Below are 23,230 nucleotides of genomic sequence, written 5' to 3'. Positions count from 1 at the left end.
GATAAAGAATAAGTTGTCTTTATATTTAATCTCATGATTGCGGCTACTTCAAAAATCTAACTAGAAATACACTGTTTTTTTGTGAAATACGTCGTTACCATTAGGTAAAAAAGCATGTTTGATGCAATTTTATTCTTGTAATATTATGCTTTTTTTAGTAGGGTGGAAAATTAAAATGCTTTCATTTTGATTGAAAATAAGGTTTTTTTTGCTCGAATTCATTCTATAAGTACATTTCTCGAATACATAAATAGGCAAAACGAGGAAGCATAGGCGTTTATCGATTAGATTCCTAGACTTTCATCATACGTTATTGTAGAGGAGGGATGTAATGTCACGCTTTTACGGAGGACCCCGCTATAACAGAGGTCCAGGTAGAGGATTTGTAGGTAGACCAGGGTTTGGTTTTGGTGGGTTCTTTCCATTTGGCGCACCATTTTTAGGTGGTTTTTTAGGTAGCTTTTTAGGTAATGCTATTTATCCTCAATATCCACGATACCCACAATACCAGCCGTATCCACCATACTACGGACCGTACCCACCATATCCATACTATTAGGGCTAATCTAAGATAAAAAGCACACAAAGCCAATTAAGGAGCTTTGTGTGCTTTCACTATTCTATCCCTTGTTCTTTTTTCATTCGGTCAATTTCCTCTTTTAAATCATCATGTACAGTACCCTTCCAAGGCTTCACACCTGCAATATAAGAAGATCGACTCATTATATGGCCACCTACAGGACCCGTAATAAAGATAAATAAGATCCCGAGTAAAATTCGGGCGTTCAAATGTCCCTCAATTAACCAAAAGTGAAAGAATACACCAATCAGTATACACATAACCCCAAGTGTTGCACTTTTAGAGGCAGCATGTGTACGAGTATATAAGTCTGGTAATCGGAACAGTCCGATTGCCGTTACAATCATAAAAAGGACACCAATAGAGATAAAGAAAACGACTAGTATATTAGCGAGAGCTGTCACGTTCAATAATATCCCCCTTCTCTATAAATTTAGAGAAAGCAACTGTGCCAATAAATGATAATATGGCGAGCAACAATATAATTTCTAAGTAAAAGCTTGTCTCGACCATTATCGAAAATAGTCCGACTAAGGATATTAGGCAGACGCCAATTGTGTCTAGCGCTACGACACGGTCAGACGGGTCCGGTCCCTTCACAAGTCGATAAATAATAACAATCATCGATAGCGTAATAAGGACAATAGAGCCCCAAATAAAGTATGTCATGTGCGGCTCACCTCCAAAATAGCTTTTTCAAATGAGTCTCGTATCGATGCGATTGTTTCATCTACGTCCGCTGCATCAATCGCGTGGATAAATAAAAATTTATTATCATCAGAAACATGCACGACTACAGTCCCAGGAGTTAATGTAATAAGACTCGATAAAAGAGTAATTTCCCAATCCTGTGTAAGACGTGTTTCATATTTGAAAAAGGCAGGCTGCATATCGAGTTTCGGCTTTAGAACAACCTGTAACACAGCGATATTTGCAAGCACTAATTCTTTTAGGAATAGGAAGACTAGCTTAACTAGTGCCAGAATCATGGAGATGTATAATCTCTCCTTAAAGGAACGACGCATTAAAAGTAATGACACTAGTCCTAAAAGAAAGCCGATAATAAAGCCATTCGCTGTAAAGTTTGATGATAAAAACATCCATAAAAATGCTAAGGAGAAGTTTAATAGTAGTTGAAATGCCAACTTATTTTCCTCCTTTCAGCACAGCATCAATATAAACACTTGGATCGCTAAGTCCATTTGCTGCATTTTCCATAAATGGTGTAACCCATTCAGAGCCAACACCATATGCAATAGAAATTACTACTAGAATTGCGGTTGGATAGAAAAGATGATTATATTTCCTGCGGTCAATTGGCTCAAGGGCACCTTGCTCACCCCAAAATGCATATAAGAAGATCCGCATAACGGAAAGCAAGACAATTAAGCTCGATGCTAATAGGAAGAGACTACTCCATATGTTCCCAGCTTGGAATCCGCCTTGTACGATTAATAGCTTTCCGACAAATCCACTTAAAGGTGGTATCCCTGCTAATCCGAATGCAGCAATAAGATAAAACCAACCGAGCCCAGGGTAATGCTTCATTAACCCGCCCATTTTACGTACATTCGCTGTACCGGTAACAGCGATAATAATCCCTACTAGCATAAACAGAGCGGCTTTAATCATCATATCATGAACTAAATAGAACATTGCCCCTTGGAGTGCCGTTTCATTCATTTGAGCAACCCCAAATAAAATAACACCTACAGCAATAACAATATTGTAAATAATTATTTGCTTAGCATTATAGGTTGCTAGTGCACCTATGCAGCCCGCAGCAATTGTGAGAACAGATAAGATTAGTAACAGCTCATGCGTATACGATGTATCATGCACGAAAAACAACGTGTACGTACGTGTAATAGCATAAATCCCTACTTTTGTAAGTAAAGCCCCGAATAATGCAAGCACAGGAATAGGAGCCGCTCCATAAGAGCTAGGCAGCCAAAAGTATAATGGGAAGATAGCTGCCTTTAAGCCGAACACCATTAAAAATAATACAGCAATCGTAGTCACAATACCGGGCTGATTAATTTGGGCTATTTTTACTGCAATATCGGCCATACTTAGTGTGCCTACAACAGAATACAGATAGGCAACAGCAATAACAAATAAGGCTGATGAAATTACATTTACAAGTATATATTTTATCGATTCTCGAAGCTGCGCTTTTTCCCCACCAAGAACGATGAGTAAATAAGACGACATTAATAGTACTTCAAAGAATACAAATAAGTTAAAAATATCACCTGTAGTAAAGGCTCCTGCAACCCCAGTAATAATCATCATCATGCCAGGGTAATAGAAAAACTGCTCACGAGCCTTTCCAATCGACTCAAAGCCATACCAAACGATAAAGAAGGCAAGGACAAGCGTCGTGAATACTAAAATGGTCGAAACGCCATCAGCTACCATCGTAATACCATACGGCGCGGGCCAATTTCCAAAGGTAATAGTTTGTATGCCGTTGTTCTTTACATCAATCATAAGGACAAAGGCTACTATAGAGGCACATAGTAATGCCAATAGAGAAATTATTCGCTGTAAGCTAATATTTTTTCTTATAAACATCAGCACCATGCCCGCAAAAAACGGAATTAAAATCGGTATAAGTAGGAAGTTAATCATCCTCATCACTTCCTTTCATAAGCGTCGTATCATCTGTTTCTAATTCCTGATACGCACGGTAAGCTAGTACTAAGAAGAAGGCAGTTACACCAAATGAAATAACAATAGCTGTAAGTATTAATGCCTGCGGAAGTGGATCAGCATAATCCGTCACACCTTCAGCCAACACGGGTGGCGATTCTCCACCGAGGCCACCCATCGTTAAAATAAGTAAGTGTGCACCGTGACTTAGTAAACCAGTTCCAATAATAATGCGCAACAGTGAGCGCGACAGGATTAAATAAATAGCGGCCATAATTAAAAATCCGCAAATAAAGGCCATTACAATTTCCATTATTCATCCTCTCCTATCGTTTGAATAATGGTCATCGTCACACCGACAACAACTAAAAATACGCCTAAATCAAATAGCGCCGCTGTATGGAGTGATGTTTTCCCGATGAGCGGTAGGGTATAATAATCGAAGTAATGCGTAAAAAACGGATCACCACGAAACATTGGAAATGCGGCTGTTCCAAGTGCAAGAATTAAGCCGATAGCCGTCATATACGTATAGTTAATTGGTAAAACATGCTGCACGGTTTTTAAATCGTACGCCAGGATAAGTAATACAATGGCGCTCGCTGTTAACAGACCACCAACGAAGCCACCACCCGGCGTATAATGTCCAGCAAAGAAAATATGAACAGAGAAGAAGAAAATCATATAAAAAACAATCTTAGAAGTGAATTGAAGTATTAAGTTATTTGCCTTCATTTGATTTCTCCTTTCCCTTTAATCGAAGCTTAATCATGGCATAAATACCCATGCCGGCAATGCCAAGCACCGTAATTTCGAATAATGTATCGAATCCACGATAATCCACTAATATTACATTAACTATGTTGCCGCCGCCAGCTTCTGAATACACCGTTTCCTTGTAATAATCTGAAATAGACTCGACTAGCTTTTGTGAGTGAGAGGAAAGTGCAAGCAAGGTCACCATCGCTCCGACACCGACTGCAATAATGGCACGCCCAAGCTGGAAGCGCATACGCTCCTCGACCTTTCCAAGCTTCGGTAAATGATAAAAAGCAAGTAAGAACAGGGCAACGGAAATCGTTTCAATTACGAGCTGCGTTAGCGCTAAATCAGGTGCATTGAAAATGACGAAGAATAACGCCACAGTATAGCCAACAGCACCAAGCCCAACAATCGCTGTAATACGTGTTTTGGCAAACAGAGTTGTTAATGTACCAATAACAAGCACGATAATAATTGTAATTTCATATAATTTAATCGGTGTGCTATTTACAAAGCTCAGCTGGAATGCATCCTTAATAAATAATGTACCAATGACAATACTAACGATGGCTGCAAACATATATGTTAAATAGCTACGAATTGAGCCCGTCATATAAAGGTTAGAAAAGCGTTTCATTCCAACATCAAGTACGCTATCCATCATAAAATCATACACCGTATTTAATGACAGTTTTGCAGGAATGACGTTGTAAACCTTTTGCCATTTCGCTAGTGTTAAAAACAGTAGCACGCCTACAAGAACGATTCCGATGGTCATCCATAGCTCAGTTGTTATTTTTCCGTGCCAAGCCGCAACCTGAATATTTACCTGTTCAGGTGAGCTGTATAAAAACGGCTGAATTGCAGCAACAGCAGGCTTTACAAAAGTATCGCCAATAACATTTGGAATAAAGAAAATCACTATAACAAATGTGGCTAATAGCATAGGCGAAACGAGCATACCAATCGGTGCCTCATGAGGTTTCTTCGGTAACGCCTCTAATTTCAATTTACCCGTAAATGTTTTAAATACAAAGTAAAGGCTATAAACAAATGTAAATACACTCGCAATCCATGCAATGACAGGGAATGCGATAGCCCATGTCGAGAAGTTGAATAATTCAAACTCTTGGATAGAGAGCATAGCTGTTAGAAACATTTCCTTACTTAAAAACCCATTAAATGGAGGGAGTCCCGCCATCGACAAGCTTCCAATAAGTGCGACGGTAAAGCTTAAAGGCATTAAGCTCATCAGACCACCAAGCTTGCGAATATCACGCGTACCTGTTTCATGATCAACAATACCTGCTACCATGAACAAACTTCCCTTAAATGTAGCGTGATTAATTAAATGGAAGATCGCTGCAAATGCTGCGTAACGTAAGTATGAGCTTCCTACATCCTCGACGTGAAACGCCATTGCACTTACACCTAATAGTGACATAATTAACCCAAGCTGACTCACTGTAGAGAAAGCAAGAATCCCTTTTAAATCTGTCTGCTTTACGGCAAATAAAGAGCCCCAGAAAAGTGTCAGTAAGCCAATACCTGATACGAGCCATACCCATACTTCCGAGCTTGCAAAAATCGGTGTAAAGCGAGCGACTAAATAAATGCCGGCTTTGACCATTGTAGCAGAGTGTAAGTAGGCACTAACAGGAGTTGGTGCTTCCATTGCATCTGGTAGCCAAATATAAAACGGAAACTGAGCAGATTTCGTAAATGCTCCAAGTAACACAAGTACGAGTGCTAATGTGAAATATTCATGTGAGGCAATTTCAGAAGCCCCAGCAATTAACTCTCGAATGGAAAATGATTCGCCCATAATGGCAAGTAGCACAAATCCACCAAGCATCATGAGTCCACCAGCGACCGTAATCATCATCGACTTTAATGCACCGAACCTAGATTTATCTCGGTGATACCAATAACCAATTAATAGGAAAGAGGATATTGATGTTAGCTCCCAAAATAAATAAAGTGTTATAACATGATCAGATTGAACAACACCAAGCATAGCCGTCATAAACATTAATAGATAAATATAAAAGTTATGCAGCTGCTCCTTTGATTTGTCCAAATAAAAAATTGAATATAGCACAACAAGTGAACCGATTCCCGTAATTAAAATCGAGAATAGCAAACTTAGCCCATCGATATATGAAATAAACGAAAGATTTAGTGTTGGAACCCAATTTAACGTTGCAACGGATGATTCTCCACGAACAGTTTGAACGATAAACGTACAATAATAGGCAACTAATGCAAGTGGAACGACCAGTACAAACCAACCGGTATGTATTTTGTGAACTTTTTTAAAGAAAAACGGAATAAGTAAAGCCACAAGTATCGGAATAAAAATTGCAAGTATTTGCATGAGAGCTCCTCCTTTCACAAAATGTACATTTTTGATAACGGTAACAATTATACCTTAAAAATAGGGTGAATGCATGCCAAGTATAGATTTCAGTAGTTGCGGTCTGGCTCTTTCATTCGTTATTATAAATATGAAGGAATAAAAAAAATGAGGTAAAATGTTCATGAAAAATCCATATTTATATGGCTATTTACCATTGTTTTCGATTATATTGTTTAGTCTAACTTTTGGTATTTATGCTGTAGCAGAATCGATGAGCTTGTTTCAGGCAATCGGTGTATACGGGGGGATGCGGGAGTTTTTATCAGATTTACAATTACGCGTCTTTCTACTAATTATATTTGCCCTATGCTTTTTTATGTTATTTTCGGCATTAAAACTTATCGGGGAAACGCTTCACGAATTAGGGATGTTGTTTTTTTCAAAAGATAAAGAGGGTGAAACAATCAGTGTAGCGCGCGGAGGCTATGTGATTGTTTTCTTTGGTGCATTGCTATCTGTAATTGGCGTGAAATCAATGCTATTACTCGTGATTATTTTTGCTCTAACAATCTTCATATATTTTATATATACCGTATATAAAATGAGTCATTTTATGTCGTTTTCAGGGTTGATTGGGTTCATATTTTTTGAAATTATTATTTGGACTTTATTTGTTACCTTTATTATTTACATAATCATTAAGTTATATAACGGAGTGCTCGCTAGTTTGCCGTTTATGTAGGCCCTCGAATAAATAAAAACCTTGTATTGCCGGTTTTTCGTATTCAACAATCGGGCCAGGTTGTTGAATACTATTTTTTTAAAAAGAATACCCAATCACACTTTTTGGGCTCTACTATCTTTGTGTTTATGGTAAAAAAAGGATCGCAACTAAATATCGTTTCAAAAAAGAAGGAGACGAGATTCTAATGAAAAAAAGATTAAAGAAGAAGTTAGGTAATCAATACAATGTATTAAAGAGAGCAAAGAGAGAAAAATTTAAGAGACGAGGATACAGGTGCATTGATTATGCAATGGTACCGATTGGCATCAATGATAGGTTAGAATTAGATCATGAAGGATATATACTTGACTATCCTTATGCAACACACTGGTTTGCTCAACTTTCCTATACGAAAGTAAAATCTCCAATAAAAAATGTGGATGATTCCTGCCAATACGTTATTACTGTGTTTCCTTGTAATAAAAGTGGAGGAACTCATACAAGTGCTCCAATATATATCTACTTTTATAAAGCAGTAGAATTGAAAATAATTATTTCTATTTTTAATAAGTTTGTAGGTAATATGATAAATGATTGTTTTTGGAAGAATACTAGTTAAATGTAGGTCCCTATATACTTTAATGGTTAATAATATATTCAACAATCGAGCACAATTCTAGAAATGGGATTGTGTTTTTTAGCATTAACTTCAAAAGTAGTATGACTTGCTTAGAAATAATTCAGAAATCAATACACTGGTTTATAAATATAGCACCAAAAAAATTAGAAGCTTATGCTGCAAGTTACACGGATTCCGAGTTAAAAGCAATCTTTGAAAGAGATGCACAAGCAGCAAAGCAAGCACAACAAGACTTAATAGCCTATTTAAACTAAGGAGGATTGCACATGTTTCAAGATAAAGAAATGGTTAATGATTATCTAGCTGGATTAAATGCAAGCTTAACTGGATACTCGAATATCATTGCACAAACGAATAATGTTGAACTAAGACAAACATTAATTAGTTTGAGAAATCAAGATGAATCGCGTCAACGAACTTTATATAGTTATGCCCTTCAAAAAGGACACTATAAACCTGCTGCGCCTGCATCAGAAGAGGTCGTACAACAACTAAAAAATCAATTAATGAATGACATGCAAAATTAATCTTGAAAAGCCGAACTTTGTTTTCGGCTTTTTTTATTTCTCTTAAACCCGAACGCTAATTTTAAAAAGCACAGAATTAAAAAATAACATATAATAGTACATCATTTTCTGAAAGGGTTGAAGCAATGTATTATCATCGGTATGGGTGTCCATATCAACATCCATATTACGGTCATGTATCGATGTATCCTTATGTTGGGAACACAAATCAGTGGTATCCTTCTGAGCCAATTCTTCTAAATCAATTGGGTTCGTATCAAGCAATGAATGGTAATAATGGGTTGGAAATAAGAGATTACGGAGGGAATCCCTTTGTAATTAATATTAATGAGGCATCAAAGCAAAATAATACGTATCGTACTGCTTTGTGGACTGGAACCCACCTGCAGACGACATTAATGAGTTTGAATCCTGGGGAAGATATTGGTTTAGAAATGCACCCAGAAGTTGATCAGTTTATCCGTATCGAACAAGGTCAAGGTGTTACTCAAATGGGTAAAAATAAAGATCAATTAGATTTTGCAAGAAATGTTCAGGATGATTCTGCAATTTTTATACCTGCGGGAACATGGCATAACTTAACGAATATAGGGAATATTCCATTAAAGCTATATTCTATTTATGCACCACCTAATCATCCGTTTGGCACAATGCATCGCACCAAAGCAGATGCAACCCATACTGAGAACAGTGAAGCTCATCCTAATGGTAGCCCCGTCATTGATGGGAAAACACCAGACGAATGGATTCGGCATACTGAATTTTTGGTCAACGAAGGGTTAGAAGATGTTAAAAGAGGAATTAATGCAACACACATTCTTCAAGAATTTATACTCATGGGAGTTCTTGTAGGAAAAGGATACCCTCCTGAAAAAGCCTATGAATCCGTAGAAGAATGGGAAAGAACAGGGGTATCGAAGCTACTGCAACAAAGCAAAAATATGTAGAAGAATAACAAGTTAATGAAAGGGGTTTAATCATAATGGTTAGACCATGTTTTTTATAAAGACTAAAATTCATGCAGTAAATTTGTAGAAGTGGAATGATTTAGCATTGTTCAACAAACGGGCGCTATCCTCCAATAAGGAAAGTGCTTTTTTCATTTATGGGTCAGATGCTGAAAAAGTCGTTGTAAACATGCATCCTAACTTTAATAATTTCTTCATATTATTCTTCACTATTTCTTCAAGATTTTATTTTTATAATTAACTCTTGTTATACGTAGCTTCTAATTGCGAAAGAATAGTATTGTGGGCACGCATGCTACTCAATAGAATCGCGTATGAAAATCATAAGAAAGAGGTAAAAAATAATGGAGCCCGTAATAAAGGCGAATCGTATTAACGTTATTGATTCTATTAGAGGGGTTGCTCTGCTGGGGCTTCCTTTCGTGAATGTACTTGCTTTTTGGAGTTCAAACATTAATTTATCAGGAACGCAGGGGGATATTTGGGTTCAACGTTTCTTATATTTATTTGTTGAAGGGCGTTTTTACGCTATATTTTCTTTTTTGTTTGGATTAGGAATTTGGATTTTTTTATCAAGGGCTAAAGAAAAGAACGATCGTCCTTATGCCCTTTTTTTTCGACGTATGTTGATCTTAGGTTTAGTAGGAGCAATACATAACCTAATAAACCCTGGTGAGGCTTTATTGATTTATGCAATTTTAGGAATACCTGTTGTTTTCTTTAACAAGGTTCCGAAACAGATTAACTTAATTTTAGGTATTGTAGGCGTTATTATAGGGAGCTTTTTTGGAGTGAAATTACTATTGCCCTTGCCCCTAATGATGCTAGGTCTAGCGTTCGGACAGTATCGTGTATTTGAATCCTATATAAAAAGGCGGAAAATATGGATGATGGTTGCTGTTCTTTCATTTGTTGTAACGAGTATTTTAGTCGCTTTTCTATGGCAAAAAGCACCTACCGATGGATTAGTAACCTATATGGAAGGTGTTGAATTAACCGAAGCACAAGTATTATCAAATCGTGCTTTTTATGACTTTGCAAACTTGTCCTTGACGTTCGCCCCCATTTTCTCTGTTTTTTATGTGAGCTGTCTTGTTTTGCTTGAGCCTTTTGTGAAAAAATTGTTATTACCACTAAATGCATTTGGGAGAATGGCGTTTACAAATTATATTGGACAATCCGTTATATTGGTTCTTATTGCAATGTTTATACCAGGCGATAAAATTGTTTCATACTCTGTTGCAACAATTGCATGCTTACTTGTAGTTGTAGTACAAATCATCTCATCTTCACTTTGGCTTAAATATTTCAAGTATGGTCCGATAGAATGGCTTTGGCGATGTGGTACGTATTGGAAATGGCTCCCGATACGAAAGTGAACAGGTGCTAAGAAGCAAATGAATTAAGGAAAAGAAAGTTACTTATTCTGCGGTGTCTCGGGGGCAAAACGATGTTAGCACGAAGGCGTTGTGACTGCAGCTTCGCTTTCGTCACAGATAAATTATCACACGATGTGACGATTTTAGCCTTCGTTCCATTATCGCTATCCCACAGAAGTCTATGTTGCAATGTGCCTTGTAGTCCAACATAATTCTATAAGTTCTTCAAAGGACAAAACACACAAACCTGTTTTACCAACAAACGGAAAAATAAAAGGCAATAGTAGTTGATTGTAGTGAAAGGCGCGACACTCCAGCAGGAAAGCATGAGCGGAAAATCCATTTTTGCGGCGATCCGCCGCAAAAATTAGTTGAAGCCGTGCCTGCGGAAAGGGAGCGCCTGGAACGGAAATCAACGGCTTCTTACGAATTATTTTTAAAAGTAAAAAGACTGCAGGCAAACTCAATTTATGAGTTTGTCTACAGCCCTTAATCTGTAATGGCATTGAAAATATCAAAATGAATTTTATTGTCCTCTAAGTTTTCCATGCTCTCACCTTCATCATAACCAATCCAAACAGCAGCTGTATAATTTTCGGTTAATCCAGCTAGCCAGAAATCCTTATAAGCATTTGTTGTGCCGGTTTTTGCACCGATATAGGCAGTATTTGAATATAAGCCTTGACCTGTCCCTTTCTGTACAACATTGCTTAAAATATTGCGCATATAGCGAACGGTTTTTGTAGACCAAATAACGTCACGCTCTTGAGGCCAAGCGAATAATGTGTTTCCATCTAAATCAGTCACTTTGCGAATGCTTCGTGCCTGCAAATAACTTCCGTCTATAAAGCTTGTGTAGGCATCAGCCATTTCAAGTGAGGTTACACCATAAGTTAACCCACCGAGGGAGGCTGCATATGTACGGTCCCCATCTACAATGGACTGGAAATTAAAACGATCAGTATAGTTAAACGCCTTTTCTACGCCAACCGCATTAAATAGACGCAATGCACTCGTATTAATGCTCAAGCTAAATGCAGTTGAAACGGACACCTTGCCGTAGACGCTGCCACCGTAATTTTCTGGGCAAAAATTACCTACACAATAGCGACCACCACTAATCGTAGAGCCCGGTGTAAAGCTTGTATTTTCAAAGGCAGGTGCATAAACAATTAACGGCTTAAACGATGATCCCGGCTGCCTAGGCGTTTGATAAGCGCGGTGTAGGTTATATTTCTCGTAATTTTTACCACCGTAAATGCTAACAATTTCTCGGGTAGTATTATCGATGACAGCTGCACTTCCTTGGATACTATACGGGGATAAAATATTGTTTATATTCGCCTCATCCTTTTTTTGCTTTTGTGGATCGAGTGCAGTATGAATAATAATCCCATTTGCCAATAATTCGTTGACGGTTGCATGGAGCTGTTGCTCAATAATGTTTTTATCCTCTAGACTTTTTGCCTTATTTAGTGCTTCCTCGAATCCTTCGTGATGTGCCACAAGTGAGTGTAATTCATGTAACACATAGGTACTGTATGTAGGATATTGCTGAATTTTTTGTTTTACTTTTAATGTTATAGACTCCGCTTTATAGCTTTCCGCATCTTCTGTGGAAATGACCTCATGCTGAGCTAATGTATCAATGAGGCGTTCCTGTCTTTCCTTTGTTTTGTCAAAGTTTTTTAACGGATCGTAGAGTGAAGGGTTGTTTGGGATGGCTGCAATAAACGCTGCCTCAGCAACCGATAACTCGGCTAAAGGTTTACCATAATAGTACGTAGCAGCACTGCCTATGCCATATACTTGATTTCCAAAAAACATCTCATTTAAATACATTTCTAAAATTTCTTTTTTATCATACATTTGCTCTAGCTCGTAGGCGTAAAATAATTCGACTAATTTTCGCTCATAGGTTTTTTCTTCTGATAAATAGCGCATACGAACAAGCTGCTGTGTAATTGTACTTCCGCCTTGCTGTACAGATTGCTCAGAGGAATTGGCAACAACAGCACGAGCAATAGCACTTACATCAAAACCGATATGGTTATAAAACTCAGTATCCTCGCTAAATAAAAAGATTTGCTTCACCATTTCAGGGATGTTTTCATAGGATAGAGGCTCTCGCCATTCCACATACTCCTCGCTAAAAACATGCCCATTCCCATCGATTAAAGTGACGGGTAGCTGTGATTGCACTTCGGGTAGCTGTATGGCCGATTCAATTTTAGTTTCATGGAGCTCGGCGACGGCAAATTCCTTCCACATATTTTTACCCGTCCATAAGAGGAGAGGAACCGCACATAAGATAAGTAAATAGCCAAAAATTTGTTTCATTTTATATCCCCCAAAAATTACCTTCAATGAAAGAATAGCATAATCATGCAATTTATAACATGTGATTTTTTAAAGAGTAAGAAAGTATAAGTATTTGGGGATATGGGTAGTGTCTAGCTCCAGCGCCCAGCCCCTCGAGGTCGCTTCATTCCCTCGGTCGAAAGCGGAAAGGATGCTTTCGATTCGGGAGTTCCAGCGCCCAGCCCCTCGAGGTCGCTCCGTCCCCTCGGTCGAAAGCCGGGCCTTCCAGCACTTGTCGGGGCAGAACGGGGCGCCTCCGCTTTTCTTAGTTAGAAGCTGATAGTTAAAAATACTTGCCCTCTTAGAGCTGCGTCTTTTCCAAGACATCCTCCATGTACTGCTTAGGAAGCTTTCGTAGTAATGAAATAATCAAAAAAGCGATGAAAAATAAAAGTCCTGTTGTATAAAAAACTGCTGCAATATTCCAAAGACCACTTACAACTCCACCCAAAACCGGTCCTACAATATTACCAAGAAATCGGAAGCTTTGATTGTAGCCCATTATTTCCCCTTGCACTTCAATCGGTGCCTCACGTCGAATAAGTGCTGATGTAACGGGGATGAGTCCACCAGCGACAATACCGAATAATAATCGCAATAGAATTAGCTGCCACAGTGAGGAAACGAACGCCTGTGGAATAATAAACAGAACAGATGCGATTAATAAATACGTTAATACGACTTCATAGCCAATTCGATCGCTTAATTTCCCCCAAAATCGTGCAAATAAAATATTGCCAAGTCCTGTTGCACTAAAGGTAATGCCTGCGAGTAAGGCCACTTCCTCTGATGGCGTTAGGTGAGACACATAGAGTGAAAGAAGGGGCTGGATACTAAAGTTCCCAATTTGAATAAGCATTGTGACAAGCATTACATGGAACAATAACCGATGGTGAAAAATAGCTGTAAGAATATCCCTTCGAGAATACCCTGTAAGCTTTTTTTTACCTTCAATTTTAGGCTCGTGGATACCAATTGTAATAATGATGGCGGCAATGCCTATTGCGATAGCGATAAGAATAAACGTGTAATTAAAGCCAACTGCATCTGCCATAGCACCGCCTATAACTGGACCGAATAATGTGCCTCCTACACTACCCATTTGTAGTGTCCCAAGTGTTTTACCGGCAATTTCTTTAGGAGTATGTTTACTAATAAAGGCCATTGATGTTGGAATAAACCCTGTCACGACTCCCATAAATAATCGTAATAGGAAAAACTGCTCCACATTTTGCACATAGCCCATAAGGAAAATACTTAGTGCAACACCAAAGCAATTTATTATCATAATGGGCTTATAACCGTATTTATCTGCAATACGGCCCCAGATCGGTGACATTAAAAAAGCAGTAATAAATGTAGCTGCAAACACGAGTCCTGCCCATCTTTGAACATAATCTTCAGTAAAATTGCCAAATGTATTAATATAAAGCGATAGGAAGGGCATAATCATTGTAGCGGAGGCTGCAACGATGAAATTCGAAATAAAAACGATAATAAAATTGTGCTTTCTATTTTGCATGATAACTTGTACTCCATAGGTTTTTGAAAATATTGCTATTTAGTATATCTTATTTCGGATACCGAAGAAAGTCTTGTTGTTTAAAGCAGAAAAAATTGCATTTATATGGTACACTGTAACGTGGTACACATATACAGTAAGTACTTTTATTTAAAATTTATCGGCAAAAAGGAGAGGCATTCATGTTTCCACAATTAACAAAAGAATTACAAGACGGCGAAGTTCTAGTAGAGATGAACACAACGATGGGTTCAATTAAAATTAAATTATTTCCTAAATATGCTCCAAAAACAGTTGAGAATTTTTTAGGGCATGCAAAGTCAGGATACTATAACGGTATTATCTTCCACCGTGTTATTCCAAAGTTTATGATTCAAGGTGGCGATCCAACTGGTACAGGTATGGGTGGCGAATCGATTTGGGGCGGAACATTTGAGGATGAATGTACGCCAGAATTATTAAATATCCGTGGAGCTTTATCGATGGCAAATGCAGGACCTGGTACAAATGGTTCTCAATTCTTTATTGTACAAGCACCTCAAGTAGAAGTATCGATGCTAAAGCAAATGGAAGTGCGCGGCTGGTCTAAAGAAGAGGTAGACGTGTACAAGAAAAATGGCGGTACACCTTGGTTAGACGGTAAGCATACAGTATTTGGTCAAGTTGTCGAAGGTATGGATGTTGTTGACAATATTACGAACGTTGATCGCAATATGCACGATAAACCAAAAGAAGATGTTAAAATTGAATCGATCACTGTTTTTGAATAATAACGAAAGAAGTGTGAGATCATGAATCAGTTTATGCTTAATTTTGGGTTCCTATATTTCCCGGAAGATAAGTCAACTTATATTCCCGCTTTCATTGAGCTTGCTATTATTATGCTACTTTGCCTATTCGTATATAAATGGCTTCGTAAAGTAGCAGCGAAACAGGCTGTAGAGGCAAAAAAGCTTGAAGAACGTGCATTACAAGAACGTAATGAAAGAATGAAAAAAGATAATTTGAGTTAAGCAGCTAGGCAATGATTTATTTTGCAAGACCATAAAGCAAAAGCTACTCGGTACAGCTTGCACCGAGTAGCTTATTCTTTATTGTAAAGCCTTTTTAAAACGCTCGACCCCTTCTTTAACAGTGTCAAAAGGACAAGCAACATTCATTCGGAGGAATCCTTGGCCTGCTTCACCGTACTTTGAACCCGGTTCAAGTGCTAACTTACCGATACGAAGCAGTTTGTCCATTATTTCTTTTTCTTCTAGCCCTGTCTCTCGATAATCAATCCAAAGCAAATAAGTCCCCTGTGGTTTAATAATAGTAATACCTTGTAAGCTTGTTAATTCCCTAATCACATAATCCATATTGGTAGATAAATAGTCGAGTAGCTCATCTAACCATGCATCACCGTATGTATACGCCGCGTGAACAGCAGGAGATGCAAAGACATTGAGCTCAATTTGACCATGTGCCAGCTCATTTTGTTGAAGCTGTAATCGTAAATCATCCTTTGGAGCAACGATCACTGCAGCTTGAATTCCAGCTAAGTTAAATGTTTTCGTCGGAGCAATAAGTGTAAGGATGTTTGCCTCATCGGCACGTGCTACCGTTGACAACGGTGTATATTTAGCGCCTTCTAGCACAATATCCGCGTGTATCTCGTCAGAAATAATAAGCACATCGTATTGAATACAAAGCTCAACTAATCTTTCGAGTGTAGTGCGGTCCCAAACGATACCTCCAGGATTATGTGGATTACATAGAATATAGATTTTAACCCCTTGTTTAAATACTTCCTCAAGAGCTTCAAAATCATAGGAGTAGATCCCGTTATTTTCGTTTAAATCGCAAGAGATTAGCTCGCGCTTTTGATTCCTTGGCACAGTGAAAAATGGTGGATACACCGGTGTAGAAATGGCTACTCGATCTCCTGGCTCTGTAAAGGTTTCGATAATACTAGCAATAGCAGGAACGACTCCTTGCTGGAATAGAATTGTTTCAGGATTGATTGTCAGGCTGTGACGACGCTTAAACCAATCAACGATCGCCCCTTTACAGTCATCACATACGTATGAATATCCGAAAATAGGATGCGAAAGTCGTTTTTCAATTGCTTGTACGACTTCCTTTGGTGGAGCAAAGTCCATATCTGCAACCCACATTGGCAATAGTTCGGATGCATCTTCAATTCCATAAATCTTCTCCATGAGGTCCCATTTTAGTGAATTAGTATTTTTACGCTCCAATACCTTATTAAAAATCGACATATTCTCACTCTTTTCTTTTTGATTATCACTATAATATGTTATCATACAAAATAATATAAATAGTAGTAAGGTGAGTAGAATTGGAAAATATCGAGATGAATCGAAGGGCTGTTAGATTACTAGAAAAGTGGGATCCCTTTCAAATGGGGGAGGGGAATTATGATACTGAGACAGCAGATGTTGTGGCGGCCCTACAAGGAATAGATGATCCAAGTGATTTGGCGAAGGTTATTCAAACCGTTTACGAACATTCTTTTGAGCAGTGGATTCCTTATGAGAAGTGTGTAGATATTGCCTATAAATTAATTTCTATAAAATTTGAAGCAAAGTGTATTATCTAGAACTTACGGTTATTAGTTTCATATGTAAATGAAAAACGCTTGGGAGCATACCCGAGCGTTTTTCTTGAAGATGAGTAGAAATTGTAATTCCGTTAATGTCTAGTTACGTTCTTCATGCCGAAGCTTTAATTGTTTTATGTATTTGCAAAATCATAAAGAGAGCACACCCCGTCTTCCGTTCATAACTAAATTATAATATGTTAACTATCATTTAAATTAGAAATTGTTGTTTGAAGTGGAGCCAGCGTGAGTGCATCTGTCGGCTACGCCTTTTGATGCAGAAATAATCGGTTCCTTTCACTGGGGAACAGATTATTTTCCTTGGGGATTAGCGTCTAGAGAGGAACGAAGGCTAAAATCGTCACATCGTGTGACAATTTATCTACACAAAACATCTGTTGGCCTGAGACCCCTCGGCGTAGTGAGGAGGCTCATCGGACGCCCCCAGGATATTTAGAACGAATGCAAAAACCGTCACATCCTGTGACAATGCATTCGTGACCAACATCGTGTTGGCCTCTGGCGCAACGGAAATCAATCCCAAGTTATGGCTAGGAGCCAAATTCTTGCGTAAAAATGAAAAATAAAAGCACTTACCCGAATACGAGTAAATGCTTTTTAGGAATAGTATAACCTTAATATTGTTAAGCGAAATTATAGCTTATTTACAAGAGCATATAAAGTTTCTTTTAGCTCATCATCGTAATCGCCAAGCTCTACGAAGTTTTCTACACGTTCACGTAAAATTGGACGCTCGATTACTAGTTTTTCATCTAAAACTCTTACTAGTAATTCAATAATTAAACGGTCGCGAACAATTAATGCTTCCTCTAAACGTTCAGGTGTAATTTTACCCTCTTTAACTTTTTTTGCCATGGAATATACCCCTTCCTTATCTTTATGCATACCCATTTTAGCATATCAGTTTGATGTTTTGGGAATTTTCTTAGAAATTACGCGAAACAGTTTTTAAGCGAAAATACTGCGGATTAAAATGACAGCAATCGCAATGGGTGCAATATAACGAACAATAGTTAGCCAAATTTTAAATAGAAGAGGCGATGACTGAAACTCTTCCTTAGAAATTTTCTTTGTATAATGGAACCCAGCAAATAACGAAATAAGTAAGGCACCGATCGGCATCATTATGCTGTTTGTAATATAATCGATAAAATCAAAAAATGACTTCTCCATAATTGTAAAGTCAGACATTACACCAAAAGAAAGAGCACTTGGTATACCAATCATGAAAATAAGAGTAGAGTAAATCCATGTAGCACGCTTTCGAGTATTTGTTTTCTCTCCAATTCCTATTGATACAACCACTTCTAGTAAGGCAATGGATGAAGTAATTGTTGCGAACAATAGTAAAATAAAGAAAATTAATATAAAAAAGCCGCCGAAAGGTACTTGCTCAAATACAGCGGGAAGCATAATAAATACTAACCCTGGTCCTTGTTCAGGTGAATACCCTAATGCAAAGACTGCTGGGAAAATAACTAAACCAGCTAAAATAGAAATGAAAATATTCATGATCGCTACGTTGACTGCAGAGCTAACGATCTTTTCTTTTTGAGACAAATAGGATGCATAGGTTATCATTGCGGAAACCCCTACACTTAAAGAGAAAAACGCCTGCCCAAGCGCTAACAAAAAGGTTTCGGCATTAAGATATGACCAATCCGGCACAAACATAAACTTAATGCCCTCGATTGCCCCATCTAATGTCACAGATCGAATAAACAGTAGGATGAAGAAAATGAACAATAGGGGCATCATCCATTTACTAGCTACTTCAATTCCTCTTTTAATACCTGCTTGTACAATAATAAGAGTTATAAGCATAAATGTAGCTTGTGCGATTAAAACCTCAACTGGATTTGCGATAATATCCGTAAATAGCGCTTCAAAATCTACTCCATTACCAGTTAAGCTCATAGAGGTTGCACGAATTATATAGCTTAAAATCCAGCCTCCGACAACACTATAGAATGATAAAATTAGCCCAGTTGCTGCTTGACCTAGCCAGCCAATCATAAACCACGGCTTTCCTGGCGCTTGCTCTTTAAATGAATTGATAGGATCTTTTTGACCACGACGACCAATCATAAATTCTGCAATTAATATCGGTAGCCCGATAAATACTGTACATAAAATAAAAAGAAAAATAAAAACACTCCCACCGTTTGTACCCGCCATATATGGGAATTTCCAGATGGCTCCGAGTCCTATAGCACTACCGGCAGCAGCAAAAATGAACCCAATCTTAGAAGCAAATTGATCTCTAGATGACAAAATAAACCCTCCTTGAATATAGAAAACAAAACCTTATTCTACATCATTTTTCAGAAAAACGATATAAAATATCGGAGTTGTAGCAAAATAACGAAAATTATCGTTTTAAATGTGTAGGGAAGTCCTCTGAAAAAGCGATTATCCGATTTCAAATAAAGTATGATGGGATCGTAGCTGAATTATCCATTTCCCCTTCTACAATTAGAAATGCAGAAAAAATAGAGGTATGGATTTTGATTTTACACGCAAAATATCCTGAAAAATGATTATCAATGGAACTTATGACTTTCGTTCCTACATTTTGAGGTCAATCTTTGTTCCAATAGGTTCAATATGTTATAATTTAACATGACATTTTCGTATATAAGGAACAGAAGGTAGGAACAAGGCTATGACAAAAAAATTTGAAGTGGGTGAAGTGCTAACTGGAAAAGTAACTGGAATACAACCATACGGAGCTTTCGTTGCATTAGATGAGCAAACACAGGGGCTTGTGCATATTTCAGAAATTACTTATGGCTTCGTAAAGGATGTAAATGATTATTTAAAAGTTGGCGATGAGATAACAGTCAAGGTGCTCGAAATTGACGACGAATCTAAAAAAATAAGCCTATCGATTCGAGTATTGCATGAAGCGCCACAACAACGGAAAAAAGAGATGCTTCCACGTAAATCTCTACAAGATAGAGTCGATGAAGATGATGCGGACGGATTTCAATTATTAAAAAATAAATTGCAGGACTGGATCCAGCAGTCTGGGCAATAATTTTAAGGATATTCTCTTTGATAATTAAAGAGGGTATCCTTTTTTAGTGCAACAAAGCATTTCTTAATTGCTTAGAAATCGGCAAGCCCCCCACTCCGCTTTTAGTGGAGGAGCATCTAGAACGAAAATCAGCGGCTTCTTACTATGTGCTGTAAAAAAGTATAAAGCCAATTCTAAGTTTCTTTAAGAGTTTGTCTAAGATCCGTGCAGTAAAACGCAGCATAGGAATACGCATAATCTCTCGTATCATTGAACAATATATTATAGATGTATGGTTAGCGATAATATATTAGCAAACATATACACTACTATAGGTCTAAAATCACTAAATATATTTAACTGGCTATAAGAAATGTAAGCGTAAACATGACAAAGTAAACAAATTGTAAAAAGTGTTCAAAATGTGACAAAATAATAGCCAAATATTGTTTGAAGTATGTTACAATGTTGGCGATATAAAATATCACAATTAAATTTAAAGAGGCGAGTATACAATGGCTGAAAATTTAAACCTATTCACATCTACTCAGGACGTTATTAAAGATGCGTTAAATAAGCTTGGTTATGACGAAGGAATGTACGAACTATTAAAAGAACCGCTTAGAATGTTATCTGTGCGTATTCCAGTTAAAATGGACGATGGTACAACAAAAGTATTTACAGGGTACCGTGCACAGCATAACGATGCAGTAGGGCCTACAAAAGGTGGCGTACGCTTCCACCCGATGGTTAGTGAAGAGGAAGTAAAAGCACTTTCAATGTGGATGACATTAAAATGTGGGATCGTGGATCTACCATATGGAGGGGGTAAAGGTGGTATTATTTGTGACCCTCGTCAAATGTCAATGGGAGAACTAGAACGACTAAGCCGTGGATATGTACGAGCAGTAAGTCAAATCGTAGGACCAACTAAAGATATTCCAGCTCCGGACGTATTTACAAATGCGCAAATTATGGCATGGATGATGGATGAATATAGTCGTATGGATGAATTTAACTCTCCTGGCTTTATTACAGGTAAACCAATTGTGCTTGGTGGCTCACAAGGTCGTGACCGTGCGACTGCTGAAGGTGTAACAATTGTAATTGAAGAGGCTGCTAAAAAACGTAATATCGACATTAAAGGCGCTCGTGTTGTTATTCAAGGCTTCGGTAATGCAGGAAGCTTCCTAGCTAAATTTATGAGTGATTTAGGTGCAAACGTAATTGGTATTTCAGATGCATATGGTGCGCTTCACGATCCAAACGGTTTAGATATCGACTACTTACTTGACCGTCGTGATTCTTTCGGTACAGTAACGACTCTATTTGAAAATTCAATTTCGAATAAAGAATTACTTGAACTAGACTGTGATATTTTAGTGCCTGCTGCAATCGAAAATCAAATTACAGCAGAAAATGCACATAATATTAAAGCGAGCATAGTTGTAGAAGCAGCAAATGGACCAACGACAGCAGAAGCAACAAAGATTTTAACTGAGCGTGGCATCCTTTTAGTACCAGACGTACTAGCATCAGCTGGTGGTGTAACAGTTTCTTATTTCGAGTGGGTACAAAACAACCAAGGCTACTACTGGACAGAAGAAGAAGTGCGTGAAAAATTATATCGTAAAATGGTAGATGCATTTGAAAATGTTTATACGACTGCAACGAATCGTAATATTAACATGCGTTTAGCAGCCTATATGGTTGGTGTTCGTCGTACAGCAGAAGCATCTCGCTTCCGTGGATGGGTTTAATTCTTATATTGGGAGGAGCTAATTCGAGTAACATCGAGTTAGCTCTTCTTTTGTTGCGATTTTTTGCTATCTAAAATATAAAATGAGAAAATAACATTAAAGGGGGAATGTTGAATGAATGGGTTTACATTTTATAATCCTGTGAAAATTCATTTTGGCGAGAATGCATTAGAGGTGCTACCTAAGGAGCTTGCAAAATATGGTCCTAATATTCTGCTTGTTTATGGTGGTGGTAGTATCAAGGGGAATGGGGTATATGAGGATGTAATCAATATACTAGAGCAAGCTGGGAAAAAAATATTTGAGTTAGCTGGAGTCGAACCAAATCCACGAGTTGAAACAGCTCGTCGTGGTGCGGAACTATGTAAAAATGAAAACATTGATTTCGTACTTGCAGTTGGTGGTGGTTCCGTGATTGATTGCGCCAAATTAATTGTGGCAGCAGCGAAATATGATGGCGATGCTTGGGATATTGTAACGAAAAAAGTATTCTCATCAGAGGCATTACCACTAGGCACTGTATTAACATTGGCAGCGACGGGCTCGGAAATGAATGCAGGCTCTGTTATTACGAATAGTGAAACGAAGGAAAAGCTAAGTTGGGGTAGCCCAGCCGTTTTCCCGAAATTTTCTATAATGAATCCAGCTTACACAGTATCTGTTCCTAAAAATCATACGGTATATGGGATTGTAGATATGATGTCCCATATTTTCGAACAGTATTTCCATAACGCTACAAATACACCGGTTACAGATGAAATGTGTGAAGGTGTTCTTCGCGCTATTATAGAGACAGCTCCTAAGTTAATTAACGACTTAGAAGATGTACGCTTACGTGAAACAATATTATTGGCAGGAACAATTGGCCTAAATGGCTTCTTATCGTTAGGGTCTCGTGGAGATTGGGCTTCTCATAATATCGAGCATGCTGTGTCAGCCTTGTATGATATTCCGCATGCAGGAGGGTTAGCGATATTACAGCCTCATTGGATGCGTTTAGCCCTTGGGGAAAATCCAGCTCGTTTTGCTCGTTTGGCAAACAAAGTATTTGGTGTAGACCCTTCAAATAAATCGGATGAGGAAATGGCATATGAAGGAATTGATCGTCTTTGCACGTTTTGGACTTCATTAGGTGCCCCTAGCCGATTAGCGGACTATCATATTGATGATTCACAATTCGAAGAGATAGTTCAGCATTGTATGTTAAATGGACCGTTTGGCAATTTCAAAAAGCTACATGAAAGTGATGTACGTATCATTTTACAAGCAGCGCTATAAAAAATGCCCTCGCAAAAGTAAAATGTACCCTATAAGATGGACACTTAAAAAAGTCCTCTTGTAGGGTACTTTT

Annotated in this window: 26 protein-coding genes; 13 read left to right on the top strand and 13 right to left on the bottom strand. The window is 38.0% G+C overall.

The features are described from left to right. Nucleotides 1-331 precede the first annotated feature (331 nt). Nucleotides 332-559 (top strand): uroporphyrin-III methyltransferase, encoded by a 228-nt coding sequence (locus V4T18_RS09585; protein ID WP_332648981.1) that lies wholly within the window; start codon nt 332-334, stop codon nt 557-559. 56 nt (nt 560-615) lie between these two features. Here the strand turns inward: V4T18_RS09585 and mnhG are convergent, their stop codons facing one another. Genes mnhG through V4T18_RS09550 form a run of 7 tightly spaced genes read right to left on the bottom strand, consistent with a single transcriptional unit; the run spans nt 616 to nt 6,374 of the window. Then, nucleotides 616-984: a monovalent cation/H(+) antiporter subunit G gene (mnhG, locus tag V4T18_RS09580; protein ID WP_332649075.1), complete on the bottom strand. Its 369-nt coding sequence runs from the start codon at nt 982-984 to the stop codon at nt 616-618. Next, nucleotides 968-1,249 carry a Na(+)/H(+) antiporter subunit F1 gene (locus V4T18_RS09575; RefSeq protein ID WP_332648980.1) on the bottom strand — a complete coding sequence of 94 codons (282 nt, stop codon included), beginning with the start codon at nt 1,247-1,249 and terminating at the stop codon, nt 968-970. The genes mnhG and V4T18_RS09575 overlap by 17 nt, the downstream gene beginning before the upstream one ends. Next, entirely contained in the window at nt 1,246-1,725 is a 480-nt protein-coding gene (locus tag V4T18_RS09570) for a Na+/H+ antiporter subunit E (protein ID WP_332648979.1), read from the bottom strand. The genes V4T18_RS09575 and V4T18_RS09570 overlap by 4 nt, the downstream gene beginning before the upstream one ends. 1 nt (nt 1,726) lies before the next feature. Next, complete coding sequence (locus V4T18_RS09565; RefSeq protein WP_332648978.1) at nt 1,727-3,214, bottom strand: Na+/H+ antiporter subunit D; 1,488 nt, start codon at nt 3,212-3,214, stop codon at nt 1,727-1,729. Beyond that, a complete protein-coding gene (locus tag V4T18_RS09560; RefSeq protein WP_332648977.1) occupies nt 3,207-3,548 on the bottom strand; it encodes a Na(+)/H(+) antiporter subunit C in 342 nt (113 codons plus the stop codon). Before V4T18_RS09560 ends, V4T18_RS09565 begins: the two co-directional genes overlap by 8 nt. Next, on the bottom strand, nt 3,548-3,970 hold the full coding sequence (locus tag V4T18_RS09555) for a Na(+)/H(+) antiporter subunit B (protein ID WP_332648976.1): 423 nt from the start codon (nt 3,968-3,970) through the stop codon (nt 3,548-3,550). Before V4T18_RS09555 ends, V4T18_RS09560 begins: the two co-directional genes overlap by 1 nt. Continuing rightward, complete coding sequence (locus V4T18_RS09550; protein ID WP_332648975.1) at nt 3,957-6,374, bottom strand: Na+/H+ antiporter subunit A; 2,418 nt, start codon at nt 6,372-6,374, stop codon at nt 3,957-3,959. The genes V4T18_RS09555 and V4T18_RS09550 overlap by 14 nt, the downstream gene beginning before the upstream one ends. Nucleotides 6,375-6,537: 163 nt before the next feature. On the opposite strand from V4T18_RS09550, the gene V4T18_RS09545 reads away from it, so the two are divergent. The 6 genes from V4T18_RS09545 (at nt 6,538) to V4T18_RS09520 (ending at nt 10,594) form a co-directional block, all read left to right on the top strand. Next, complete coding sequence (locus tag V4T18_RS09545) at nt 6,538-7,098, top strand: DUF5366 family protein (protein WP_332648974.1); 561 nt, start codon at nt 6,538-6,540, stop codon at nt 7,096-7,098. Between the two features lie 187 nt (nt 7,099-7,285). Next, nucleotides 7,286-7,699, top strand: coding sequence for a hypothetical protein (locus V4T18_RS09540; RefSeq protein WP_332648973.1), 414 nt, complete (start codon nt 7,286-7,288; stop codon nt 7,697-7,699). Nucleotides 7,700-7,800: 101 nt separating this feature from the next. Beyond that, nucleotides 7,801-7,974, top strand: a complete 174-nt coding sequence (locus tag V4T18_RS09535; RefSeq protein WP_332648972.1) for a hypothetical protein — start codon at nt 7,801-7,803, stop codon at nt 7,972-7,974. A gap of 12 nt (nt 7,975-7,986) precedes the next feature. Beyond that, a complete protein-coding gene (locus V4T18_RS09530) occupies nt 7,987-8,247 on the top strand; it encodes a spore coat protein (RefSeq protein WP_332648971.1) in 261 nt (86 codons plus the stop codon). Between the two features lie 125 nt (nt 8,248-8,372). Beyond that, nucleotides 8,373-9,194 (top strand): cupin domain-containing protein, encoded by an 822-nt coding sequence (locus V4T18_RS09525; RefSeq protein WP_332648970.1) that lies wholly within the window; start codon nt 8,373-8,375, stop codon nt 9,192-9,194. Between the two features lie 365 nt (nt 9,195-9,559). Beyond that, entirely contained in the window at nt 9,560-10,594 is a 1,035-nt protein-coding gene (locus V4T18_RS09520; RefSeq protein WP_332648969.1) for a DUF418 domain-containing protein, read from the top strand. Nucleotides 10,595-10,773: 179 nt separating this feature from the next. Here V4T18_RS09520 and V4T18_RS09515 read toward each other — a convergent pair whose 3' ends face one another. From V4T18_RS09515 to V4T18_RS09505, 3 genes are all read right to left on the bottom strand, one after another. After that, complete coding sequence (locus tag V4T18_RS09515; protein ID WP_332648968.1) at nt 10,774-11,100, bottom strand: hypothetical protein; 327 nt, start codon at nt 11,098-11,100, stop codon at nt 10,774-10,776. Beyond that, nucleotides 11,084-12,934, bottom strand: coding sequence for a transglycosylase domain-containing protein (locus V4T18_RS09510; RefSeq protein ID WP_332648967.1), 1,851 nt, complete (start codon nt 12,932-12,934; stop codon nt 11,084-11,086). The genes V4T18_RS09515 and V4T18_RS09510 overlap by 17 nt, the downstream gene beginning before the upstream one ends. 322 nt (nt 12,935-13,256) lie before the next feature. Beyond that, nucleotides 13,257-14,477: an MFS transporter gene (locus V4T18_RS09505; protein WP_332648966.1), complete on the bottom strand. Its 1,221-nt coding sequence runs from the start codon at nt 14,475-14,477 to the stop codon at nt 13,257-13,259. A gap of 182 nt (nt 14,478-14,659) precedes the next feature. Here V4T18_RS09505 and V4T18_RS09500 point away from each other — a divergent pair, with 182 nt between their 5' ends. Together V4T18_RS09500 and V4T18_RS09495 are read left to right on the top strand one after the other, a co-directional pair. After that, nucleotides 14,660-15,247: a peptidylprolyl isomerase gene (locus tag V4T18_RS09500; protein ID WP_332648965.1), complete on the top strand. Its 588-nt coding sequence runs from the start codon at nt 14,660-14,662 to the stop codon at nt 15,245-15,247. 21 nt (nt 15,248-15,268) lie between these two features. Then, nucleotides 15,269-15,490 carry a hypothetical protein gene (locus V4T18_RS09495; protein WP_332648964.1) on the top strand — a complete coding sequence of 74 codons (222 nt, stop codon included), beginning with the start codon at nt 15,269-15,271 and terminating at the stop codon, nt 15,488-15,490. A 78-nt stretch (nt 15,491-15,568) separates the two neighbouring features. Here the strand turns inward: V4T18_RS09495 and V4T18_RS09490 are convergent, their stop codons facing one another. Beyond that, nucleotides 15,569-16,738, bottom strand: a complete 1,170-nt coding sequence (locus V4T18_RS09490) for a MalY/PatB family protein (RefSeq protein ID WP_332648963.1) — start codon at nt 16,736-16,738, stop codon at nt 15,569-15,571. A gap of 80 nt (nt 16,739-16,818) precedes the next feature. On the opposite strand from V4T18_RS09490, the gene V4T18_RS09485 reads away from it, so the two are divergent. After that, nucleotides 16,819-17,079 carry a DUF1871 family protein gene (locus V4T18_RS09485; RefSeq protein WP_332648962.1) on the top strand — a complete coding sequence of 87 codons (261 nt, stop codon included), beginning with the start codon at nt 16,819-16,821 and terminating at the stop codon, nt 17,077-17,079. Nucleotides 17,080-17,733: 654 nt separating this feature from the next. Here the strand turns inward: V4T18_RS09485 and V4T18_RS09480 are convergent. Both V4T18_RS09480 and V4T18_RS09475 read right to left on the bottom strand, forming a co-directional pair. After that, the gene (locus V4T18_RS09480; protein WP_332648961.1) at nt 17,734-17,955 is read right to left on the bottom strand and encodes a phosphate-starvation-inducible protein PsiE; all 222 of its coding nucleotides are present in this window, start codon (nt 17,953-17,955) and stop codon (nt 17,734-17,736) included. Between the two features lie 93 nt (nt 17,956-18,048). Next, on the bottom strand, nt 18,049-19,374 hold the full coding sequence (locus tag V4T18_RS09475) for a sodium-dependent transporter (protein ID WP_332648960.1): 1,326 nt from the start codon (nt 19,372-19,374) through the stop codon (nt 18,049-18,051). A gap of 391 nt (nt 19,375-19,765) precedes the next feature. On the opposite strand from V4T18_RS09475, the gene yugI reads away from it, so the two are divergent. The 3 genes from yugI (at nt 19,766) to V4T18_RS09460 (ending at nt 23,157) form a co-directional block, all read left to right on the top strand. Beyond that, entirely contained in the window at nt 19,766-20,140 is a 375-nt protein-coding gene (yugI, locus tag V4T18_RS09470) for a S1 domain-containing post-transcriptional regulator GSP13 (RefSeq protein ID WP_332648959.1), read from the top strand. Between the two features lie 494 nt (nt 20,141-20,634). Beyond that, a complete protein-coding gene (locus tag V4T18_RS09465) occupies nt 20,635-21,879 on the top strand; it encodes a Glu/Leu/Phe/Val family dehydrogenase (RefSeq protein ID WP_332648958.1) in 1,245 nt (414 codons plus the stop codon). 114 nt (nt 21,880-21,993) lie between these two features. After that, nucleotides 21,994-23,157: an iron-containing alcohol dehydrogenase gene (locus tag V4T18_RS09460; RefSeq protein WP_332648957.1), complete on the top strand. Its 1,164-nt coding sequence runs from the start codon at nt 21,994-21,996 to the stop codon at nt 23,155-23,157. The last annotated feature ends 73 nt before the right edge of the window (nt 23,158-23,230 follow it).

The organism is Lysinibacillus sp. 54212, assembly GCF_036662795.1.
Classification (GTDB): Bacteria; Bacillota; Bacilli; order Bacillales_A; family Planococcaceae; genus Lysinibacillus_B.
The sequence above is the reverse complement of the archived record's forward strand: the minus strand, read 5'-3'. Positions and strand labels throughout refer to the sequence as shown.

What these genes read in the sequence shown, in the direction of transcription:
- V4T18_RS09520 (WP_332648969.1), top strand. Translation starts at nt 9,560, where the DNA reads ATGGAGCCCGTAATAAAGGCGAATCGTATTAACGTTATTGATTCTATT.
- V4T18_RS09515 (WP_332648968.1), bottom strand. Translation starts at nt 11,100, where the DNA reads ATGCCATTACAGATTAAGGGCTGTAGACAAACTCATAAATTGAGTTTG.
- V4T18_RS09560 (WP_332648977.1), bottom strand. Translation starts at nt 3,548, where the DNA reads ATGGAAATTGTAATGGCCTTTATTTGCGGATTTTTAATTATGGCCGCT.
- V4T18_RS09500 (WP_332648965.1), top strand. Translation starts at nt 14,660, where the DNA reads ATGTTTCCACAATTAACAAAAGAATTACAAGACGGCGAAGTTCTAGTA.
- V4T18_RS09555 (WP_332648976.1), bottom strand. Translation starts at nt 3,970, where the DNA reads ATGAAGGCAAATAACTTAATACTTCAATTCACTTCTAAGATTGTTTTT.
- yugI (WP_332648959.1), top strand. Translation starts at nt 19,766, where the DNA reads ATGACAAAAAAATTTGAAGTGGGTGAAGTGCTAACTGGAAAAGTAACT.
- V4T18_RS09545 (WP_332648974.1), top strand. Translation starts at nt 6,538, where the DNA reads ATGAAAAATCCATATTTATATGGCTATTTACCATTGTTTTCGATTATA.
- V4T18_RS09530 (WP_332648971.1), top strand. Translation starts at nt 7,987, where the DNA reads ATGTTTCAAGATAAAGAAATGGTTAATGATTATCTAGCTGGATTAAAT.
- V4T18_RS09565 (WP_332648978.1), bottom strand. Translation starts at nt 3,214, where the DNA reads ATGATTAACTTCCTACTTATACCGATTTTAATTCCGTTTTTTGCGGGC.
- V4T18_RS09540 (WP_332648973.1), top strand. Translation starts at nt 7,286, where the DNA reads ATGAAAAAAAGATTAAAGAAGAAGTTAGGTAATCAATACAATGTATTA.
- V4T18_RS09495 (WP_332648964.1), top strand. Translation starts at nt 15,269, where the DNA reads ATGAATCAGTTTATGCTTAATTTTGGGTTCCTATATTTCCCGGAAGAT.
- V4T18_RS09525 (WP_332648970.1), top strand. Translation starts at nt 8,373, where the DNA reads ATGTATTATCATCGGTATGGGTGTCCATATCAACATCCATATTACGGT.
- V4T18_RS09480 (WP_332648961.1), bottom strand. Translation starts at nt 17,955, where the DNA reads ATGGCAAAAAAAGTTAAAGAGGGTAAAATTACACCTGAACGTTTAGAG.
- V4T18_RS09550 (WP_332648975.1), bottom strand. Translation starts at nt 6,374, where the DNA reads ATGCAAATACTTGCAATTTTTATTCCGATACTTGTGGCTTTACTTATT.
- V4T18_RS09490 (WP_332648963.1), bottom strand. Translation starts at nt 16,738, where the DNA reads ATGTCGATTTTTAATAAGGTATTGGAGCGTAAAAATACTAATTCACTA.
- V4T18_RS09505 (WP_332648966.1), bottom strand. Translation starts at nt 14,477, where the DNA reads ATGCAAAATAGAAAGCACAATTTTATTATCGTTTTTATTTCGAATTTC.
- V4T18_RS09465 (WP_332648958.1), top strand. Translation starts at nt 20,635, where the DNA reads ATGGCTGAAAATTTAAACCTATTCACATCTACTCAGGACGTTATTAAA.
- V4T18_RS09575 (WP_332648980.1), bottom strand. Translation starts at nt 1,249, where the DNA reads ATGACATACTTTATTTGGGGCTCTATTGTCCTTATTACGCTATCGATG.
- V4T18_RS09460 (WP_332648957.1), top strand. Translation starts at nt 21,994, where the DNA reads ATGAATGGGTTTACATTTTATAATCCTGTGAAAATTCATTTTGGCGAG.
- V4T18_RS09510 (WP_332648967.1), bottom strand. Translation starts at nt 12,934, where the DNA reads ATGAAACAAATTTTTGGCTATTTACTTATCTTATGTGCGGTTCCTCTC.
- V4T18_RS09585 (WP_332648981.1), top strand. Translation starts at nt 332, where the DNA reads ATGTCACGCTTTTACGGAGGACCCCGCTATAACAGAGGTCCAGGTAGA.
- V4T18_RS09535 (WP_332648972.1), top strand. Translation starts at nt 7,801, where the DNA reads ATGACTTGCTTAGAAATAATTCAGAAATCAATACACTGGTTTATAAAT.